General features: G+C 54.9%; 15 protein-coding genes. 11 read left to right on the top strand and 4 right to left on the bottom strand.

Annotated elements, in window-relative coordinates:
• Positions 1–20: 20 nt before the first annotated feature.
• Both OB87_RS10000 and OB87_RS09995 read right to left on the bottom strand, forming a co-directional pair.
• Complete coding sequence (locus tag OB87_RS10000) at positions 21–971, bottom strand: VirK/YbjX family protein (protein ID WP_033569305.1); 951 nt, start codon at positions 969–971, stop codon at positions 21–23.
• 531 nt (positions 972–1,502) lie between these two features.
• Positions 1,503–1,763 (bottom strand): YdgH/BhsA/McbA-like domain containing protein, encoded by a 261-nt coding sequence (locus OB87_RS09995; protein ID WP_033569304.1) that lies wholly within the window; start codon positions 1,761–1,763, stop codon positions 1,503–1,505.
• Between the two features lie 925 nt (positions 1,764–2,688).
• Here OB87_RS09995 and OB87_RS09990 point away from each other — a divergent pair.
• Positions 2,689–3,831, top strand: coding sequence for a lactonase family protein (locus tag OB87_RS09990; protein WP_050515686.1), 1,143 nt, complete (start codon positions 2,689–2,691; stop codon positions 3,829–3,831).
• A 97-nt stretch (positions 3,832–3,928) separates the two neighbouring features.
• On the opposite strand, the gene OB87_RS09985 is transcribed toward OB87_RS09990, so the two are convergent.
• Positions 3,929–4,414 carry a Dps family protein gene (locus OB87_RS09985; protein WP_033569302.1) on the bottom strand — a complete coding sequence of 162 codons (486 nt, stop codon included), beginning with the start codon at positions 4,412–4,414 and terminating at the stop codon, positions 3,929–3,931.
• Between the two features lie 526 nt (positions 4,415–4,940).
• Between OB87_RS09985 and OB87_RS09980 the strand changes: the two genes are divergently transcribed.
• Complete coding sequence (locus OB87_RS09980; RefSeq protein WP_033569301.1) at positions 4,941–5,276, top strand: hypothetical protein; 336 nt, start codon at positions 4,941–4,943, stop codon at positions 5,274–5,276.
• A 100-nt stretch (positions 5,277–5,376) separates the two neighbouring features.
• Here OB87_RS09980 and OB87_RS09975 read toward each other — a convergent pair whose 3' ends face one another.
• Positions 5,377–6,834, bottom strand: a complete 1,458-nt coding sequence (locus OB87_RS09975; protein WP_033569300.1) for an AMP nucleosidase — start codon at positions 6,832–6,834, stop codon at positions 5,377–5,379.
• Between the two features lie 447 nt (positions 6,835–7,281).
• Between OB87_RS09975 and OB87_RS09970 the strand changes: the two genes are divergently transcribed.
• The 9 genes from OB87_RS09970 to OB87_RS09925 all read left to right on the top strand — a co-directional run.
• Positions 7,282–7,800 (top strand): Hcp family type VI secretion system effector, encoded by a 519-nt coding sequence (locus OB87_RS09970; RefSeq protein ID WP_012768188.1) that lies wholly within the window; start codon positions 7,282–7,284, stop codon positions 7,798–7,800.
• A 643-nt stretch (positions 7,801–8,443) separates the two neighbouring features.
• Positions 8,444–10,480, top strand: coding sequence for a type VI secretion system Vgr family protein (gene tssI, locus OB87_RS09960; protein ID WP_033569298.1), 2,037 nt, complete (start codon positions 8,444–8,446; stop codon positions 10,478–10,480).
• Between the two features lie 9 nt (positions 10,481–10,489).
• Positions 10,490–11,860: a PAAR domain-containing protein gene (locus OB87_RS09955; RefSeq protein WP_033569297.1), complete on the top strand. Its 1,371-nt coding sequence runs from the start codon at positions 10,490–10,492 to the stop codon at positions 11,858–11,860.
• The gene (locus OB87_RS09950) at positions 11,860–12,639 is read left to right on the top strand and encodes an ankyrin repeat domain-containing protein (protein ID WP_033569296.1); all 780 of its coding nucleotides are present in this window, start codon (positions 11,860–11,862) and stop codon (positions 12,637–12,639) included. Before OB87_RS09955 ends, OB87_RS09950 begins: the two co-directional genes overlap by 1 nt.
• On the top strand, positions 12,636–13,394 hold the full coding sequence (locus tag OB87_RS09945) for an ankyrin repeat domain-containing protein (protein WP_072025454.1): 759 nt from the start codon (positions 12,636–12,638) through the stop codon (positions 13,392–13,394). The genes OB87_RS09950 and OB87_RS09945 overlap by 4 nt, the downstream gene beginning before the upstream one ends.
• Positions 13,395–13,478: 84 nt before the next feature.
• Complete coding sequence (locus tag OB87_RS09940; RefSeq protein ID WP_033569294.1) at positions 13,479–13,991, top strand: GrpB family protein; 513 nt, start codon at positions 13,479–13,481, stop codon at positions 13,989–13,991.
• Positions 13,992–14,214: 223 nt separating this feature from the next.
• The gene (locus OB87_RS09935; RefSeq protein ID WP_033569293.1) at positions 14,215–15,183 is read left to right on the top strand and encodes a DUF4123 domain-containing protein; all 969 of its coding nucleotides are present in this window, start codon (positions 14,215–14,217) and stop codon (positions 15,181–15,183) included.
• Positions 15,180–16,097, top strand: a complete 918-nt coding sequence (locus OB87_RS09930) for a DUF4123 domain-containing protein (protein ID WP_033569292.1) — start codon at positions 15,180–15,182, stop codon at positions 16,095–16,097. Before OB87_RS09935 ends, OB87_RS09930 begins: the two co-directional genes overlap by 4 nt.
• Positions 16,098–16,114: 17 nt before the next feature.
• Positions 16,115–19,618: DUF6531 domain-containing protein (locus tag OB87_RS09925; RefSeq protein WP_033569291.1), on the top strand; the 3,504-nt coding region annotated here is incomplete at its 3' end.

Here is a 19,618-nt window from a genome sequence, read left to right as displayed (position 1 = left end):
TTCCCCGATAGCGGCACAGACTAACTGGCGATGCGATGCAGCGTGTCGGATGAGGCGCTGTGACCCAGATTGCGCCTGATCTGGTCCTGGATATCGTCGAGCAACTGATAACGGCGCTGGTACTGGGCGCGTTTCCGGCTAGGCAGCTCATCCAGCGTCTTGCGCGTAATGGTTAGTGGAAGCTGGTACAACCCCGCCGCGTTTCTGCCTGCGCTGAGTGACTGCCAGAATTCGCTGTAACTGGAAAAACGCACCTTATTTTTGCGGTAGCAGTAGCGCAGGCACTGATAAACATGGTTTTCATCGCCCACCGCCAGAATACGCTGGATTCCGGTGAGGCTGGCCAGGGTCAGCAGACACTCCAGCAACAGGCGTTTAGGAAACAGTCCAAAGCAGGCTTTCGATGCGTCTTTGGTCAGCTCACGGGTCTGGTCGCGGCCTTTTCCCTGTAAACCACCAATCATAATGGTGAGTTGATTCTGGTCGTGTATCACCGAGAACGTCAGTGACGCCAGTACGACATCATTAAAACGAATGCGCAGTGTAGCCTCGCCCTCTTTGTCGTAGCGAGAGGTGCTGCAAATCAGCGAGAATCTTTCGCCGTTCTTGCCGGCAAAACGTGCCAGGCAATAATCATCGAGACTGAGAAACGCCTGTTTCAGAAACGGGTTAGCCAACTGTTCCACAAACGTGTAATGGGCACAAATAGCGTCGACGCGCTCGGCGGGATGCAGCGTGGTGGACAGGTAAGGGCGGTGAATCTTGGTCGGCAGCATCGGGCGGATTTTCACCGCTTTCTGCATGGCAGGAATTGCAATAATATTCTTCAGATAGCGTAAGGTAATCGACGGCATCAATAATGAGCGCAATAAAAACTTCGCTTTTATATCCGTATGTCGCCAGATTTTTTCAGAGAAGAAATGACCTTTTAGTAATTGATAAAAAAGTGACAGTGCAGATGTCTTTTCCATGCTCACTCCCCGTAAAATAATGTATTTAAAATAATCACAGGGGAGCGTATGCCCGGTACGGATATACCCGTCATACTTCAAGTTGCAGGTGTGTTGGCTGCGTTCGTTCACCCGAATCACTTACCTGAGTAAGCTCATCGGGATTCACTCACTTGCCGCCTTCCTGCAACTCGAATTATTTTGGGTATATACTCCAGAAAACGCAATCGCGAAAACCCTGCCACGCAGAAAGACAAGGCGGTTTTTATTTTTCCCTCGTGCTATCTGTGGTCGGGGATTATAAAGATGACAGGAAAAAGAAAAATCAGAACCTCTATGCTGTTGAACATTGATTGAGTGAAAATAGAAAATAGCGATTTATCGTCGCTCTGTTTGGGGTTGATTTAAACTTAATGGTTGAGAGCAAGGTATAATAAGCGGCCAGGCTGGTGGGGCTGTGTTTTATCCGTCGTAGCTAAGCGATTAAACAGGTCGGCAGATCTGCCTGCCGACCCTACTGTTGCTTAATCTGATGATTTTTTCAGCCAGTCATTATTTATAGACAATGGCACTGGCGCGAACCAGATCGTCGTTATCCATAGTGATGACCACAAAGTATTTTCCGCCCAGAGCTTCTGCGGCTTGTGATAATTCACGGGTCGCATCCATTGGGGAGTCCGTGCTATTTGAGGTGATTACCCCAATTTGCTGATAGTTATCTGCTTGTTCACGGTTTATTTCCTGCGCAGCCAGTGTACTGAAGGAGGCCAGTGCAATAGCGCCTGCCGCGATGCTTTTAATCATAATGTTCATTATAGCTAACTCCATCTTTATACCTGTCATACTTCAAGTTGCAGGTGCGTTGGCTGCCCTCACTCACCCCAGTCACTTACTTATGTAAGCTCCTGGGGATTCACTCGGTTGTCGCCTTTCTGCAACTCGAATTATTTTGGTATAGTTAAGGTATTTATATTTATCTCAACAGAATAAGTGCCGTGGAAAAAATTGAGTGACTGTTTCTCTGTTGGGTGTGCTTATCATAGACACCGGGAATGGGTAATTTTGTCAATTGATGCCATTTAAATTTCACTGTTGTTAATAATCATCGGAAATAGTATTTCCATGTTATTAAGTGAGTTTTTAATGGGTTGATTTTCATTGGTAAATTAAATGGTAAGTTAAATATCAACGGTATTGTTCCATAATCATGAAAACTGAATTTGAAAACCGCCGCTGATCTTTTGCACGTTATGTTGATTTACCCCATCGTGAGACTGTGTGCACCTTCCCACAGATAGTCACACCTATACCGGTCATACTTCAAGTTGCAGGTGCATTGGCTGTGTGATTCGCCCCTCACGGAGCTTCGCCTGCGGCGTTTGCTATTCCTTCTGGATTAAAATGCTGTTTTAATTTATTGAGTGAAGGGGGTTATATGCCCAAAATAATTCGAGTTGCAGGACAACACGCTCGCGTGTTGAACAACGCAACGCGTTGGCCCTTTAGGGCAAGGCTCAGAATGAGCCTTGTAACGCGGCGACGCAGCGAATCCCCAGGAGCTTACTCAGGTAAGTGACTGGGGTGAGCGACAACTCTGCCGGGAGCAGAGTTGAACGCTGCTGGCAGCGGCCCCGCAGGGGCGAGGCCCAGGGATGGGCCGAGTAATAAAGCCAACGCATCTGCAACTTGAAGTGTGACGGATATAGGTAGAACACCACAACATTATCAGGGATAAAACATGGCAAAACATACAACACTTACTAAATGGGGCGGTATGGCGGCGTTGCTGGCGGCCAGTCTGTCGCCGCTGACGTCATCGGCCGTGACCGCGGTATACGTATCGGCGGCGGGAGACGGGGAAATCCGCGCTTATACCTTGAACACCCAAAACGGCCAGTTGACCGCGACGGGGGCAGTGGCGGCTGGCGCACAGGTCATGCCGATGGCGCTCAGCCCGGACAAGCACCATTTGTACGCGGCGGTGCGCAGCAAACCGTACACACTGGCCGGTTACGCCATCGACCGGAAAACGGGTGCGCTGAGCCCGGCTGGAACGGCTCCGCTGCCGGACAGCATGGCGTATATTTCTACCGATCGCACTGGACGCTGGTTGCTTAGCGCTTCCTACGGCGGCAACAAAGTGGCGGTCAGCCCGATTGCGGCGGATGGTAGCGTGGGTGCGGAGGCGGTGCAGGTCGTGCCCACCGGGAAAAATGCACACAGCATTATTACCGATTACCAGAACCGGTTTGTGCTGGTCAGCAATCTGGGGAGCGACCAGCTGTTGCAGTTCCGTTTTAACGCCAAAACCGGACAACTGACCCCGAATACACCGGCTGAACTGGCGTTACCGGCGGGTAATGGACCACGCCATCTGGTGTGGGCACCGGATCACCGCACGTTGTACGTCAGCAATGAGCTGTCCGGTAAAGTGGCGCGACTGACGCTGAACAAAACCACCGGTCTGCTGACGCTGCGGGATTACACCGATGCCCTTCCGGCCGATGCCGGAATGCAACCCGGCACGGTTGACCCTAAAGCGCCGGGCATCGATAACCGCCCGAAAATCTGGAGTGCGGACCTGCGGCTGACGCCAAATGGTCGCTTTCTGTATGTTTCCGAACGTACCAGCAGCACCATTAGCCTGTTGCGGGTCACGCCTAAGAGTGGTCAATTGCACTATGTGGCGCGTTATCCTACCGAAACCCAACCACGCGGTATTCAGATCGATCCCAGCGGTCGTTATCTGATCGCCAGTGGTGAGAAATCCGATCAGTTGTCGGTGTATCGCATCAATCAAACCAGCGGCGAACTGACGCTGACCGGGCGTTTCCCGACCGGTAAAGGAGCTAACTGGATTGAGATCGTCACGCTGCCTTAAATAGTAGGTGGTCGTGCCGATGTGCGGTTAAACGCCGTTTGTACATAAACCCCGCCCTAAGCGGGCGGGGTGATGATGATGAGGTGTCAGGCCGGGGTTATTTCAGGTAGGCGTTGAACATCCAAATCTGTTTCTCCTGCTCTTTGATGTAATCGGTCATCAGTGACGCGGTGCCTTCATCGCTGGCTTCTGCTGCCAGCGGCAGGATTTCCCGCTGTTGTTGCAGCAGCACGGCATAACCGTCCAGTAACCCTGCCAGTGTTTTTTTGCCGTCAGTCGCGTTGACGTCTTCTTTGATGTCCGCCACCTTCAGATAATCGCTGTAGGCGTGCAGTGGCTGAGCCCCCAGTGCCAGAATACGCTCTGCCAGTTCGTCGATTTTCAACAGCAGTTCGTTGTAAATTTCTTCGAACTTGGCATGAAGCTCAAAGAACGCCGCACCGGAAATGTTCCAGTGATAACCGCGCACATTCATGTAAAGAATCTGGTAGTTGGCCAGCAACGTGTTCAGTTTGGCGGCAATTTTTTCAGACTGCTGTACATCCAGTCCAATCGGGCTTTTTTTCTTTTTACTGCCTGACATATAACGCACTCCTTTCTGTCAATCGCGTGTTGATTTGCCATGAACATCAACCCGGTATGTACTCGCTTGCCGGACGACGTAACGGCCTTTTCATCATAGACCAGAACCCTCTGCCCCTTCTGCAAGGCGCGAGGTGGCAAACCAGTTATAAAGCGATTCTGTGAATAAACGTTTGCGGCATATCAAATTTTTGACGTAGTGCACAGTTGGTCACCGGGTCGGGTCGGAATCGGGGCTGCAAAATGACGTTTTTAAGCAATAAAACGTGCCTTTTTATTAATCCGAAGATGTCCAATAATCGAAAAGACATTGTTTTTCGTCAATGATACTGCTATTTACCCATTGAGGGTTATAGGTTTATATCCATATATTTTTCCGCACTGATTGGTTGTATTATTTATTCGAAGATTATTGTTTTTATACCCGTCATATTTCAATTTTCATGTGCGTTAGCTTTCCTGTGCTTGAATTTTTCGGGTTGCATTAATCAGTCTATTTGTTTGATATGAATAGGATTTAATAAGTTATGCCAAATCCTTTTACGGCATCATGGAGCCGAAACGGTAATCTTTTATGTCATGGGCACTGGATTATTTATTATCAGGAACGCGCGTTTGACTTACCGGAAAAATACCGTGAACAGCATTTAGGAACACTGGGGATTTATTCGATAATCGACCCGGATGACGAGCTTTATCAGGACGGGCTGGATGAAGATGATTGGATCCTGGCAAACGTCGACTGGCTGGCGGACTGTTTCGAACAGCATCAGGTGCCGATTGAAGAGTGTTATTTCCGTTTTTTCTATCAGGCGGTGAATCCGCATGACTGGCGTTGTACCAGCTGCGCCGGGTGTATGTGACGTCAGGTTTTGTACCGCTTCAGCCTGAATACACAATGGATTAAAGGGGGAGGAATGAGAATGTTGGTAACCGCTCCCGTTAGCCGGAAGCGGTTTTCTATTACCGGAATGGCGGCTCGTTGAAGGTCCGCAATTTGCGCGAGTGCAGGTGCTCCGCTTCGGCGCGCAGCAGGTCTACCGCGCGGATGCCGATTTGCAGGTGCTCGGAAATCGCGCCTTCATAGAAGCGATTAGCCTGGCCGGGCAGTTTGATCTCACCGTGCAACGGCTTGTCCGACACGCATAACAAGGTGCCGTAAGGCACGCGGAAACGATACCCCTGCGCGGCGATGGTAGCGCTTTCCATATCTACCGCCACCGCCCGACTGAGATTGAAGCGTAGCGCCGAGGCGGAATAACGCAGTTCCCAGTTGCGGTCGTCGGTAGTGACCACGGTGCCGGTGCGCAGGCGCTGTTTCACTTCTTCGCCCGGCATACCGCTCACTTGTTTGGTGGCGTCGTACAAGGCGCGTTGCACTTCCGCGATGCTGGGGATCGGGATATCCGGCGGCAATACCGAATCCAGCACGTGGTCATCGCGCAGGTAGGCATGTGCTAACACGTAATCGCCGATGGTCTGGCTTTCCCGCAGGCCGCCACAGTGGCCGATCATCAGCCAGGCGTGCGGGCGCAGTACCGCCAGATGGTCGCAGATGGTTTTGGCGTTGGACGGCCCAACGCCGATGTTTACCAGCGTAATGCCGCGCCCCTCGCGTGAGATCAGGTGGTAGGCTGGCATCTGATGGTTTTTCCACGCCAGATCCGATACCGCCTGATGTGGGTTGTCGGTATCGGCGGTGATTACCGCGCCACCTGCACAAGCCAGCGCCTGATATGGGCTTTCTGGGTCGGCAATCTGGTCACAGGACCAACGCACGAACTCATCGACGTAACGGGTGTAGTTGGTGAACAGCACAAACGGCTGGAAGTGTTCGGCACGGGTGCCGGTGTAGTGGCGCAAACGTGCCAGTGAGAAATCGGTACGTAGCGCGTCGAAGTGCGATAGCGGGAAATGGTCGAGCGTCTGCAACAGACCATCGGCGGTTTCATCACCGATCAGCGCCAGCGACGGGGTGGGAAAGTGTTGCGCCAGCGACGCGCTCATCGAGCGCTCCAGCCCCAGATTGGCACCGTCGATCACATACGGATAAGGGATCTCCTTATCTGAAGGCACGACTTCGATGGTGGCTGCATAGTCATTTTCCAGAATCGCCAGTTGCTCCGCTAGATAGTGCCGGAACAACTGAGGGCGGGTAACGGTGGTGCGGTAGCTGCCGCCGTGGGTAAGACGACCATACGCGCGGGTCTTGCTGTGCTTTTGAGACTGACCATCCCAACTGATGCGCAGTTCCGGGTAAACAAACAGTCCGTTAGCGCGAGCGGCAGCATCCGGCGGGGTGCCGTGGGTAATAAACTCGCCGATCGCAGTGCGCAACGCCTTAACCGCGCCATCATATTGCGCTTCCAACTGATCCAGCGCCTCGCTGGCGGACAGGCCAGCGCCAGGTGCATAACTCATCTTTACTCCTTTTTTCCGATGCGATGGCCGACGCCATACAGTGCGCTCATTGTGGCACACCGCACATCACGGCACGATGGGATAAAAGTGAATTTGAAAAGTCAGGCTCATGGAATGCGGCTCGATATCGGCAGCGATGGCAGTAAAACCAAGAAAATCTATTTGTGATTCACGTCACAAATTTCACGGTATCTTTGTTCACTAAATAACCTTTGTGAGAATAAATGCGAAATCTGCGCAACTTCTTGCTCACTTTCCAGCATAAATCCCTGTTTGCGCAATGGATGCCGTTTTTTCGGGAGGTCTGCGCAATTTTTTGCTCAAATTTGACTTAGGGAAAATGACAGTATTATTTTCCCATTTAAAAACAATGAAATAAAAGTTGGCATAGTCATTGCTTTATGAAGCGTGAAGTCAAACACATGTTCAATAACAAGGAGCAAGACTATGCCAACTCCATGCTACATCAGCATCGAAGGTAAAACTCAGGGCAATATCACCGCCGGTGCCTTCACCTCCGACTCCGTCGGTAACATCTACGTGCAGGGCCACGAAGACGAAATGCTGGTGCAGGAATTCAAACACATCGTCACCGTACCGACCGACCCGCAGTCCGGCCAGCCAGCCGGTCAGCGCGTGCACAAGCCGTTCAAATTCACTGTCGCGCTGAACAAAGCCGTCCCGCTGCTGTATAACGCGCTGGCTTCCGGCGAAATGCTGCCGACCGTGACCCTGAAGTGGTATCGCACCTCTGTCGAAGGCAAGCAGGAGCATTTCTTCACCACCACCCTGACCGACGCCACCATCGTCGACATCAACAACCAGATGCCGCACTGTCAGGACCCGTCCAAGCAGGACTACACCCAGCTGATTGAAGTGTCGCTGGCCTACCGCAAGGTGGACTGGGAGCACACCGTGGCCGGGACTTCCGGCTCCGACGACTGGCGCGCGCCGATCGAAGCGTAAGTTGAGGCTGCGACAAACAGCTGTGTTGTTTTGAGAACGGTGAAATTTGTCGGGCAGGAGAATGGTTTCGTGCGGGATAAACGGTGTGAGCCCTTTGTGATGTCATCGCACGCACGACAAGGAGAGGCTAAGCGCCGCCTCTCCTTGACCTCTGGCTAGTGGCTAAATTATGAACCCTGACGGGTTCACCCTTGCGGGCCAGCGCAAGCGCTGTTCCATTTTGCGTTGCAAAATGGTGTGCCGCTAACGCGGTGCCTTCGACGCTCGTCTTCGCTGTTCGGGCCGCCCGTGACGCGGTTACTCGCCCCATCCCTGGGGCTCGCCCTACGGGCCAGCGTAAACGCTGTTCAAAAACGCTCCCGGCGTTTTTGTCCAGAGCGGCACGGGCTTTCGCCGCGTCCATGCGGCTCACCCGGCGAAGTCGTCCGTCTCAGCACAGTTTTGGACGCCGGGAAAACCACTGATGGGAGGCCGGAATACTCTGTTCTGGACTTCATTTTTTTGTCTGCGCTGAGCGATGGTGGCCCCATCGCTGAGTGCAGGGTATTGATCATGATTGTGGCCCACACATCCGGTAAACCGCCGGGTGTGCGGTAGCTATGGCGTTATAGAAAGAATGGTGTCGGGGAAAGGAGGAAGCAGGGTGGCGAACAGTACAGGATTGCAGTTTACCGTGAAGGTCGGCGCGTTGGCGGAAACGACGTTCGCGGTGGTGGATTTTGAACTCAGCGAGGCGCTGAACCAGCCGTTTGCGCTGTCGCTGAGCCTGGCGAGCAGTCAGGCCGACATCGACTTCGGCGCGGTGCTGGACCAGCCATGCGAGCTGCTGGTGTGGTACGAAGGCGAATTGCAGCGCCGGGTCAGCGGTATCGTCAGCCGCTTTGCCCAGGGCGACACCGGTTTTCGCCGCACGCGTTATCAGGCCGAGGTGCGTCCGGCACTGTGGCGGCTCGGTCTGCGCACCAACGCCCGCATCTTCCAGACCCAGAAGCCGGACGCGATTATCAGTACCCTGCTGGAAGAAGCCGGGATCACCGATTACGCCTTCGCCCTGCGCCACGACCACGCGGTGCGCGAATACTGCGTGCAGTACCGCGAAAGCGACCTGGCGTTTATCAACCGGCTGGCGGCGGAAGAAGGGATGTTCTACTTCCACGAGTTTGAAGCCGGTAAGCACCGGGTGGTGTTTGCCGATGACGCCGGTGCGCTAACCAAAGGCCCCGAGCTGTTCTTCAATCTCGCCACGCAGGGGCTGAGCGAAGGGGCGTATGTGCGCCGTTTCCGTTATGCCGAGGCGGTGAGTACCGCCGAGGTGGCGCTGAAGGACTACAGCTTCAAGACCCCGGCCTACGGGCTGCTGCACAACAGGATGAGCAGCGAGCTGGACCATCAGCGTGAATCCTACCAGCACTTTGATTATCCCGGCCGCTTCAAGCAGGACCCGAGCGGCAAGGCGTTTACCGGCTACCGGCTGGACGCGCTGCGTGCCGGGGCGATGACCGGGGCGGGTGAATCCAACGCTGCCGAACTGATGCCGGGCAGCACCTTTACCCTGACCGAGCACCCGAACGCGGCGTTCAACCTGGCCTGGCAGGTGGTGGCGGTGACCCACAGCGGGCAGCAGCCGCAGGCGCTGGAAGAGGAAAGCGGCGGCGAGCCGACCACCCTCAGCAACAGCTTCGAGGTGGTGAAAGGCACCACCACCTGGCGGGCGGCGATGCCGTACAAGCCGATGGTGGACGGCCCGCAGATTGCCACCGTGGTCGGCCCGGCGGGGGAAGAAATTTACTGCGACGAGTTTGGCCGGGTGAAGCTGCAGTTCCCGTGGGACCGCTACGGTGCCAGCGACGACCAGAGCTCCTGCTGGGTGCGGGTCAGCCAGGGCTGGGCTGGTGGCCAGTACGGCCTGATTGCCATTCCGCGCATCGGTCATGAGGTGGTGGTGAGCTTTCTGGAAGGCGACCCGGACCAGCCGATTATCACCGGGCGGACGTTTCACGCCACCAACCCGTCGCCGTATGTCTTGCCGGAGCATAAAACCCGCACCACCTTACGCACCGATACGCACAAAGGCAGCGGCTTCAACGAGCTGCGTTTTGAAGATGAAGCCACCCGGGAACAGATCTACCTGCACGCGCAGAAAGACATGGATGCGGTGATTAACAACATTCATCGCCAGAGCGTTGGGTTGGATCAACATCTGAGCGTGGCGAATGACCAGTTCCAGCGGGTGGACCGCCATAGCCATCGCACCATCGGGCAGGATGATTTCGAACAAATCGGACAGGATCATCACCAGTCGGTCGGGCGTCATTTTGTGCAACGCATCACCCAGTCATTCAAGCGTTTCATTGGCGGTGGCGAGATCACCCGTATTGACGGCAGCCGCCAGACCACGCTGTCCGGTTCGGAAGAAACACTGATTGGCGCCCATCAGCGCGTACTGGTCAATACCGACAGTTACCTCAAAGCCGCGGACATCGTGCTGGAAGCCGGACAATCGCTGACCATCAAAGCGCCCGGCGGGTTTATCAAGATTGACGGCGCGGGTGTCACCATTTCCGGCACGCTGGTGAAAATCAACGACGGCGGTTCCGCCGGGGCGGGCACTGCGCCGGTGTCTATCGAACCCGAATCCCCCACCAGACCGACGCTGCCGGATGCGCCGGATCGACGTTAAGGAGTCATCATGCCAGGAGCTGCACGTTTAGGGGATAGCTGTGCCGGTCACGGCTGCTTTCCCGCCACCCCGGTCATCGCGGGCAGTGGCGATGTGATTATCAATGGTAAACCGGCGGCACGTAAAGGCGATGCCGTGTTACTGCACGCCTGCCCCTGTCCGAATATGCCGCACGGCGTGCACAGCCGGGCGATTTCTGCGGGTTCCAGCACCGTGATTATTAACGGCAAGCTGGCTGCTCGCATCGGCGATGCCATTGGCTGTGGCGGGTCGGTGGCGGCAGGCAGCGGAGATGTGATTATTGGCGATTCGCCCTATCAGTCACCGGTCAAATCCTGTGCTGAAAACTCGGCGAAAAGCCGCGCTCCACTGCTGGCGCTAACGCCGATGCTGCTGCCCGCCATGATGGAATGGGCGGCGACCGCCGAACTGCCGGTGCTGGATGAGGCGCTGACGGTATTACAGCGTAAAGATCGTTATCTGGCGCGCGCGAAGCTGGCGCAGCAGGCGGAAACCATGCCGGGCTTGAAAGATGCCGCCACCCGACTGGCGTTTAATAACGACAGCATACTGCGTGCTGAAGCGGCGCAGTATGTTTATCCGGTGGATGAATTTAGACGTAAAGTAAGGGCTGTTTTACCAAAGCCGCCTGTTGGACTTGAGATCATTGATATAAAGAATTTTCCTAAAATTACTCCTAAGCAATTTACTGACCCAGACTCAGGATTTGGAGCTGCGCTATTTAAGTCATCTATTAATAATGAAACGATGTTGACATTTAGAGGAACCAATAATGGTGTAACAGGTGCTAAAGATTGGCTTACAAATGGGGCACAAGGAATAGGGTTTGAAACAGCTCAATATAATCAAGCAATGGATTTGGCAAAATTAATGAAGAGGCTTGTATCTCCAGAACCTGTTATTGTTGGTCACTCTTTAGGGGGCGGGTTAGCTTCTGCTGCTGTTAGTGCAACCAAATTACCAGGGTATATTTTTAATGCTGCTGGCCTTCATGCAAACACTGTTGCTAGGCAACAAGGTGCTGATTTGGCGACTACCAGTTCCTTAATTAAAACTCAAGCAGTAGATGGCGAAATCCTTACTATGCTCCAATCCTATGGAAAAGTTGCTGTACCGGGTTTACTTTCTGGTGCGGGTGCTTTGATCGGGGGTAAGGTTGGGGCTATTGTTGGTGGAATGGCTGGTATTACGACATTGTTAGCTGGCTCTCTTCCCAGCGCTTTAGGTGAGATGAAAACATTGCCTAGTTCAGGAGGATCTCCATTAGCCCGACACGGCATGGACCAGGTTATAGCCGGTATTGAAAAAGAAAAGAAAGATGATATTGGAAAAATTACCAGTACGCTTAAGGGGGCATAATGCGATGGTTACAGAAAATCAAATGGATCGCTGTATTTCTTGCGGGAATACTCACCGCCTGTCAGGCAGGGGGGCGCAGTATGCAGGCCAGTGAATTGTTCCAGCCACCGATGGCGACACTATTGCAGACTATCCGTAAAGGTGATGAAGCGGAAGCCCGGCGTCAGCTTGCTCAGGGGCTGAACTTGAATATTCAGGGCAAGGAAGGAATTACGCCGCTGCTGTGGTTGATTTATGAAACGCAGGATAAGGATGCGGTGCGTCTGGCATTAAAACTGGGTGCTGATCCAAATTACAAAGACGGCTCAGGTGACAGTGCGGTAAACCGGGTATCCGGTGCGCGGGATCCAGACTGGCTGCGCATTGTTCTGGATGCCGGGGGAAATCCGAATGCCATTGGGCGACTTGAGCAACCGGCGTTATTTAGTGCGATAGGTGAAGAACGTTGGGCTGATATAAAACTGTTGGTAGAGCGAGGAGCTGATATAAATTTAAAAGATAGTTTGGATAGAAACAGTGTATTGTATGCGGGGTATTTGAATAAATATGAGATCGCATATTGGCTAATAGAAAAGGGTGCTGATATTACCATATATGATGCGACAGGTAGTAATATGGCATGGACCGTGGAAGATAGTTTATCTGTTATGTCACATAATGCAGCGTCGTATCCGTGGGGTATTAAGGTAAGAGAATTGCTACAGAAACGCGGCATCAAATTCCCCCCGTTATCGCCAGAGGAAGTACGGGAACGCCGTGCCAAAGGTGAGTCCCTTTGAGGTGGTGGCATTGGCTGCTGGCCTGTTTGCCGCTACTCACCGCCTGTCAGGCCGGAGGGAGCAGTATGCAGGCCAGTGAATTTTTCAAACCACCGATGGTCAATTTATTATCCAGTATCCAAAAAGGTGATGAAGCTGCGGCCCGGCAACAGTTGTCGCAGGGACAAAACCTGAACGAGCTGGGTAAGGAAGGAATTACACCGCTGCTGTGGTTAGTAATGCAGCAGGATCAGGCCGGAGCCAGACTGGCGTTAAAGCTGGGGGCGGATCCTAATTTTCGGACCGGCACAGGTTCATCTGCCGTCAATATGGTGGCTGGTGCAAAATCACCTGAATGGCTGAAAATGATGCTGGATGCCGGTGGCGATCCGAATTCATTAGATCAAAATAAAGTTCCAGCCTTATTTGGGGCAATAGCTGAAGAACGTTGGGCAGATATTAAGCTCTTGGTAGAGCGTGGTGCGGACGTGAATTTGACTGATGGTCAAAAGACTACGAGTGCGCATTATGCAGCCTATATCAATCAATATGAGATTGCGTACTGGTTAATAGAGCACGGTGCAAATATCAATACTTATTCTGCGACAGGAGCAAGTTTGGCTTGGACAGTAGAGGATAGTTTGTCACTGATGGATCATAGCTCACCACATTATCCTTGGGCGCTGAAAGTAAAGCAGTTGCTGCAACAGCGTGGAGTGAAATTCCCTCCGTTATCTCCCGCAGAAGTTCGGGCGCGCCGTGCTAAAGGTGAATGACTTTAAAATATTGTTGAATTCGACTGTTAGAAAGGTATGCGTTGAACCAATGTTTAGTTAGTACGTAAGGAAAAGGTGGTGAATATGCGAAAAGTCACTATTGTTGCTTATGACGAGCGGTGGCCTGATTTATTTGACGCTGAAAGTGCACGGTTACAGATGACACTCGGCAAGGCTATCTCTCGGATTCACCACATTGGCAGTACATCAGTGCCAGGTTTGGCTGCCAAACCCGTCATAGATATATTGTTAGAGGTTGTCGGTCTGAATGAACTGGATCAGTTCAATACAGCAATGGAGCGTATTGGATATACTGTGCGTGGTGAAAATGGTATTCCAAACCGCAGATATTTTACCAAGGGTGGAGAAAAACGTAGTCACCAGGTCCATGCTTTCGTCACCGGCGATAGGCAAATACAAAAACATCTGGCATTCCGTGATTATTTGATAAAAAACAAGAAGGCAGCAGAGCGGTATGTTGAAATAAAATATGCTGCAGCATTAGCAAGTGAAAATGATATACATCGCTACAGTGCCTTTAAAGCGGATTTTATTGAGCATCATCTTCGGCTGGCTCTCATGAGTCGAGAAGGGTAAAAAGCGTTTCTGGTGTGAATGTGATGGTTAATCCTGTTATAACGCAGAATGCTTTTGACTCACACTTTAGCCAGTGCAGATAAATTTATTTCATTTCATTAGCAATACATGATTTTTATTCGCCGTCGTGGTGGAATTTATTTCCTGTGGCGACGTTTGTCGCTGTTCTCATTCCGGTTTCCTCCTTATTTAAATATTGATTCATTATTGCAGTGAAAAAATCATGACGATAACGGGCTATACCCTGTTTGAACTGAGTCAGCGTTGCTCGCTGCCGCTGTATGCCATTGTTGACCCAATGCTTTATCCGGCATTACCGGATTTCTGGCAGGCGTTTCAGCCGCGAGCAGCACAGATATGGCAACCCTTACGCTTTGACGGTGCCGGAGATGACTGGCAGCGCTGGGCACCGATGGTGGTGCACGTTGAAGAAGGCGGGCCGGGAGAAACGCTGTTGCACTGGCTGGCGGAGACGCAGCCTGCGCGCCATCAGGGCGTGATGCTGATGCACAGCGAGCAGTCACTGACAGCCGTGGCTGATTTCTGGCAGCAACGCCTGCGCTGTAGTTACCCGGACGGGACACTGGCGCTGCTGCGCAGCTATGTACCGGCGGTACTGCAACTGTGGTGGCAAACGCTCAACGACGATGAGCGCATGGCATTTATGGGGCTGTTGAGCGGCCTGTATCTGCCGCTGGCGGAAGACGACCCTTCGGTTCCTTGTCGTTATCACGTACTGGCGGACCGACACGACAAGCAGCCCGTATCGCCGCCACCCGGTGACGATTATCTGATCACCCTGAATCGCTACCAGTTTTATCTGCTATCCAACGATAACCGCCTGCACCGGCTGGCAAATGATCTTTTCCTGCATGTTAGTGCCTTGTACTGGGCTGAGTTAGACGTTGATGTGGTGAAAAGCCGTTTTCTCAGCGGCATTGCGCTGGCGCAAGCGCGCTATCCCCGTGCTTCGGAAACCGAGTGTGAGGCCTGGTCGGCTCACCGTTGGGTGCTTGGCAGCGAGTTTTATCATCACCCGATTTTTATTCATTTAACCGAGCGTTATTCACTGGGCGACAGCATTCGGATTTTTAAATCCGAATCCGCCAGGGTGGAGGACGTTCGCCTTCACTATCACCGGCCCGGCTGGATGCGGGGCGAATTACCGGATACGACGGAGGTTATGCCGTGACGCTGTCTCAATCTTTTCTGAGTCTGCAACCGGAAACGGAAGCAGCCTGGCAGGCGCGACTGGCGGCTGGCGGGTGCTTTGTCGTCGCTGAGGCGTCGCTGAACGATGCGGTTCCCTGGCTGGCGGAGCGCTGGGGCGGAAGCCTGGAGCAAACCCGGCTGTACTGGGGGGATGCCGGGCGGGTACATGCGTCTGTCTCGCCTTATTGTATTCCCGTTCACGCCGCCAACTGGCCGCAGGTGCGCGAGCATCTGGTGACGCAGCCCGGTTGGGGTGTCGGAATACAGCTCGACTGGTTCATGCAGGCTTACTCGCCGCTTGACCAACTGCTGGAACTGGTGAAACACCTGCGCCAATGGAGCCTGGTCGCCACCCAGGAAGGTGGCAGCGCCATTCTGCGCATCAGTGACTGGGCGGTGCTGACGCCGTTGCTGGCGGCGAGTTCAGCGCCGGAGGCCACCGCGCTCTGCGGCCCGATCGCCACATTCTGCGACATCGCGCCAGATGGCAGCGGACAGAGCCTGACGCTAACCGAACGAACCGCGCACAACCTGCCAGATACTTTGCCGCGCACACTCAGCGACGTGCAGTGGCAGGCACTGCTGGCCCCCGCACTGCGCCAGACGCTGGACGTGTACATGGCACACTTGCGCGCCCATCACGCGCGCTGGCAAGCCAGTAAGGATGACGATTTACTGGCGTTTACCCGCCAGCAAACCGAGCAGGCCCGAATTCAGGGATTCAACAACGACCGCGACATCGTGCGTTATCTGGCGCTTGCCACTGAACTGACTCCCGCCTTTATTCAGCAGCCGTGGGCGCAGGACATTCTGGCGCAACCGGAATATATCGGTGAGCAAAACCGGATGGATCGCCTGTATCAGGCGGCGATTGCCCAACTGGACGACGCATAATCAAACAGGACGTTTTCATGAGTGAGAATAAAAAAGCGACGCTGGTGTCGAGCGAAGACGCCGCTAATAAAAATTTTGCCACCGACCACCAGATTTCCGGTGGCTGTGTCAAATGTGGCTGCGAAGTCCTGATTCACTACCACTATGACTCGGGAAAACCGGTGCCCAATGCGCCGTTTGTGTTGATTGACAGCAATAAAACCGAAATCCACGGCACAACCGACGCCAACGGGCTGTGCCGAGTCTACGATATGGGGTGCAGCACGTTTGAGCTGATGCTGGATGAAGGCTCCGACGATTTCACCCCCCGTGAAACCGTGGAAAACAACCCGGTATTACAGTCAAACCCGGCGTATGCGACGCTGGCGGGGGAATATTTCACGCTCTTTCTGTTGCTGCGTAAGCAAGGGCTGGTGAGCTACGACGCCGACGACAGCAGCGATCGCCATGTGGATGTCGACGGTGCAGGGATTTTCACGTCCATTCCTCAAGAGTACCGCAAGTCCTATGACCGCTTCTGGGAGCTGGATAAGCGTATCAATCGCGGTAGCCGCCAGCTTAAACAGGCTGTCAACAAAATTCATCACAGCCTGGCGGCGGAAGTGGCGGACAAAGGCGGGGAGGACAACGCCGCGCTGATGCTGTTTTGCGAAATCGCGCTGGGTTTCATCCCGGTGGTCGGTCAGGCGATGGATGTGTATTCGATCGGCGAGTGGAGCTGGCAGTCTTACCAGGAGCCTGCAAAACTGGAAGACCCGTTGCATATTGCCGAAGGCGCGCTCTGCGCCATTGGCGTGATCCCCGGACTGGGGGATGCATTGAAGGTCAGCGGACGGGCGATTATCCGTGCACTCAAAAAATCCTCCCCTAAAGAACTGCAATTCGCCATCAAGACCATTCGCAGCCTATCGGACGGTAACCTGGTGAAGGGGCTGACCAAACTGCGGGCCGAGCTGAGAAACTACGGTGCGCAGGCCAACGCTCTGTTGCTGAAGATCCACGCGGCGCTTAAACAGGTGCTGGCCGAGTCGAAGCTTAAAAATAACTGGATTGTGTCGCTGATGAAAGACAGCTTCAGCGCCATGATCACCGCACTGGAAAAGCTGATTGCCAAGTATGACAGCGCGCTGGTTTACATCGAATCCAAATTCGATGAATTCATTGGCAAGGTGGTGACCCGTGTCAGCGGCAGCCCCCGGAGTAAGGGCAGCATAGCGAAAGCTACCGAGGCTCCCAAAACCCCGGCGCATACGGAACCGCCGTCCACCAAACCGGCGGCACACAGCGAGAGCAAACCGGCTGGGGAGAAAAGCCAGGTCCCGCAAGACAAACCGAAGGACAGCGCCCCGAAAAACGACGTCAGCGAGAAAAAAACGCGCTCGTCACCGGAAGGGGCGGAAGACATCAACGCTGGGAGTAATAAGGGCGAGCAGCCGGATAGCACCCCACAGCAGAAAAAAGCCGGGGAAGACGACAAGGCGTGCAAAGCAGGCAGTGATAAGTGCCAGAGTGAAGGCGAGCCGGTGGATATGGCGACCGGCTATGTGGTGGACTGGCGAACCGATTTTACGCTGGGCAGCCTGCTGCCGCTGACGATGAAGCGCTATTACCGCTCGGGCGGCGAGCGTCAGCCGGGGTTGCTGGGCGCGTTGTGGCGCAGCCACTGGGACATGAGCCTGTCGCTGGCAGGTGGGGTGGCGACGCTGACCGACGGCGAGTTTAATCAGGCGGTGTTTGTGCTGCCGGAGGAAGGCGCGTTCAGCCGGGCGGCGTCGAACCCGACGTGGCGACTGACCCGTCAGCAGGGCCAGCTGGTGTTGCAGCACGTGGACGGGCTGCGTTACCGCTTTGACCATGCGCTGGGGCTGCACCTGTGCCTGAGCGCGATAGAAGACCGGTCAGGCAACCGCCTCACCTTCTTGTGGGACCGCGCCGCGCTGTGCTGGGTAGCGCTGCCGGACGGGCGTCTGGTGCATGTGGAGACGCAGCGGCGGCGGATAGTCAAATTGACGTTGTGTGACGCGCACCGTCAGCCGCTGAAAACGCTGGTCAGCTACCAGTATGATGCCCAGGGCTACCTGCTGAGCGTGCGGGCGGGCGATGGGCGCAATTTCGATTATCAGTACTCGCCAGAGGGCTGGCTGCTGCGCTGGTCGGATTTGGCGCACACCTGGGTGGAGCACGAGTACGATGCGCAGGGGCGCTCGCGGCGTGACCGCTCGGCACAGGGGTTCTGGCCGGGGGAATTTCGCTACGACGACGACGCCTTCACCAGCCACTATCACAGCGGGTTTGGTGGTGTCACGACCTATGTGCGTGATGCGCGCAACAACATTCTGCTGCGCCGGGAGCCGGACGGCGGGGAATACCGCTTCGAGTGGGTGGACAACCAACTGGTGGCGGAGGTCGACCCGCTGGGCGGTCGCACCGTCTATCAGCGCAACGACTGGGGGCAGGTGACGGCGGTGACGCTGCCGGACGGGGCGACACATCGCTATGATTACGATGATGAGGGGCAACTGCTGGCCTACACCGACCCGATGGGCCATGCCTGGCAGTATGCGCGCAACGCGCAGGGGCAGGTGGAGACGGCGAGCGACCCGGAAGGGCGGCGCTGGCATCATGCTTACACGGCGCAGGGGCTGTTGTCGGCGGTGACGGGGCCGGACGGTCAGGCGCAGCGTTATTACTACAACCGTCGTGGGCTGCTGGAGCGGCTGGAGCCGGGCGCGGCACCGGCGGTGACCTTTTTCTACGACGGGCATGACCGGCTGACGGAGCGGCACATTGCGCATGAGCAGGGCGTGCAGGTGCGTCGCTGGGACTATGAGGGCGGGCACGACACGCCGTCGAAAGTGGTGTACGAAGACGGCAGCGAAACCCGCTTTGGCTATGATACGGAAGGGAATCTGAGCTCGGTGACGGATGCGCTGGGCCAGCGTTACCAGTTCCGTTATGGGGCGTTCGACAACCTGCTGGAGACGACCGACCCGCTGGGCGCGACGGTCCGCTATCATTACAATGCGGAAGCGGAGTTCGCCGGGGTGACCAACAGCCAGGGTCAGGCGTGGCAGTACCGGTTTGACAAGGCGGGTCGGCTGAGCGAAGAGCGGCATTACGACGGCCGGGTGTACCGGTATGCCTATGATGTGGCGGGCCAGCTGGCGAGCCGTCAGGCCCCGGACGGCAGCCGTCTTGAGTACGGGTATGATGCGGGCGGTCGGCTGAGCGGGCTTCAGGCTTACCGGTCGGACGGGGCCAGTGAAGGCACGACGACGTTTGAGTACGACCTGTCGGGGCGGCTGCTGAAGGCGGCAAGCCCGGACGCGGTGGTGGAGTATGGCTATAACCGTGCCGGACAGGTGGTGAGTGAAACGGTCAACGGCGAGGCGGTGCGCAGCGGCTACGACGACGGCGGGCAGCGGTCGGTGGTGGAGGGGCTGCTGTCGTCGCTGAATCTGGTGTGGGAGGGCGGTCGGCTGACGACGCTGGGCATTGGCGCGCATCAGCCGCTGAGGTTC

The sequence above is a fragment of the Dickeya undicola genome, from assembly GCF_000784735.1.
Taxonomy (GTDB): Bacteria; Pseudomonadota; Gammaproteobacteria; order Enterobacterales; family Enterobacteriaceae; genus Dickeya; species Dickeya undicola.
Note: the sequence above shows the minus strand (reverse complement) of the source record. Positions and strands in the feature narration are given on the sequence as shown.

Coding starts and splice junctions, on each gene's coding strand:
- OB87_RS10000 (WP_033569305.1), bottom strand. CDS start 971: ATGGAAAAGACATCTGCACTGTCACTTTTTTATCAATTACTAAAAGGT.
- OB87_RS09970 (WP_012768188.1), top strand. CDS start 7,282: ATGCCAACTCCATGCTACATCAGCATCGAAGGTAAAACTCAGGGCAAT.
- OB87_RS09985 (WP_033569302.1), bottom strand. CDS start 4,414: ATGTCAGGCAGTAAAAAGAAAAAAAGCCCGATTGGACTGGATGTACAG.
- OB87_RS09990 (WP_050515686.1), top strand. CDS start 2,689: ATGGCAAAACATACAACACTTACTAAATGGGGCGGTATGGCGGCGTTG.
- OB87_RS09975 (WP_033569300.1), bottom strand. CDS start 6,834: ATGAGTTATGCACCTGGCGCTGGCCTGTCCGCCAGCGAGGCGCTGGAT.
- OB87_RS09955 (WP_033569297.1), top strand. CDS start 10,490: ATGCCAGGAGCTGCACGTTTAGGGGATAGCTGTGCCGGTCACGGCTGC.
- OB87_RS09950 (WP_033569296.1), top strand. CDS start 11,860: ATGCGATGGTTACAGAAAATCAAATGGATCGCTGTATTTCTTGCGGGA.
- OB87_RS09995 (WP_033569304.1), bottom strand. CDS start 1,763: ATGAACATTATGATTAAAAGCATCGCGGCAGGCGCTATTGCACTGGCC.
- OB87_RS09935 (WP_033569293.1), top strand. CDS start 14,215: ATGACGATAACGGGCTATACCCTGTTTGAACTGAGTCAGCGTTGCTCG.
- OB87_RS09980 (WP_033569301.1), top strand. CDS start 4,941: ATGCCAAATCCTTTTACGGCATCATGGAGCCGAAACGGTAATCTTTTA.
- OB87_RS09940 (WP_033569294.1), top strand. CDS start 13,479: ATGCGAAAAGTCACTATTGTTGCTTATGACGAGCGGTGGCCTGATTTA.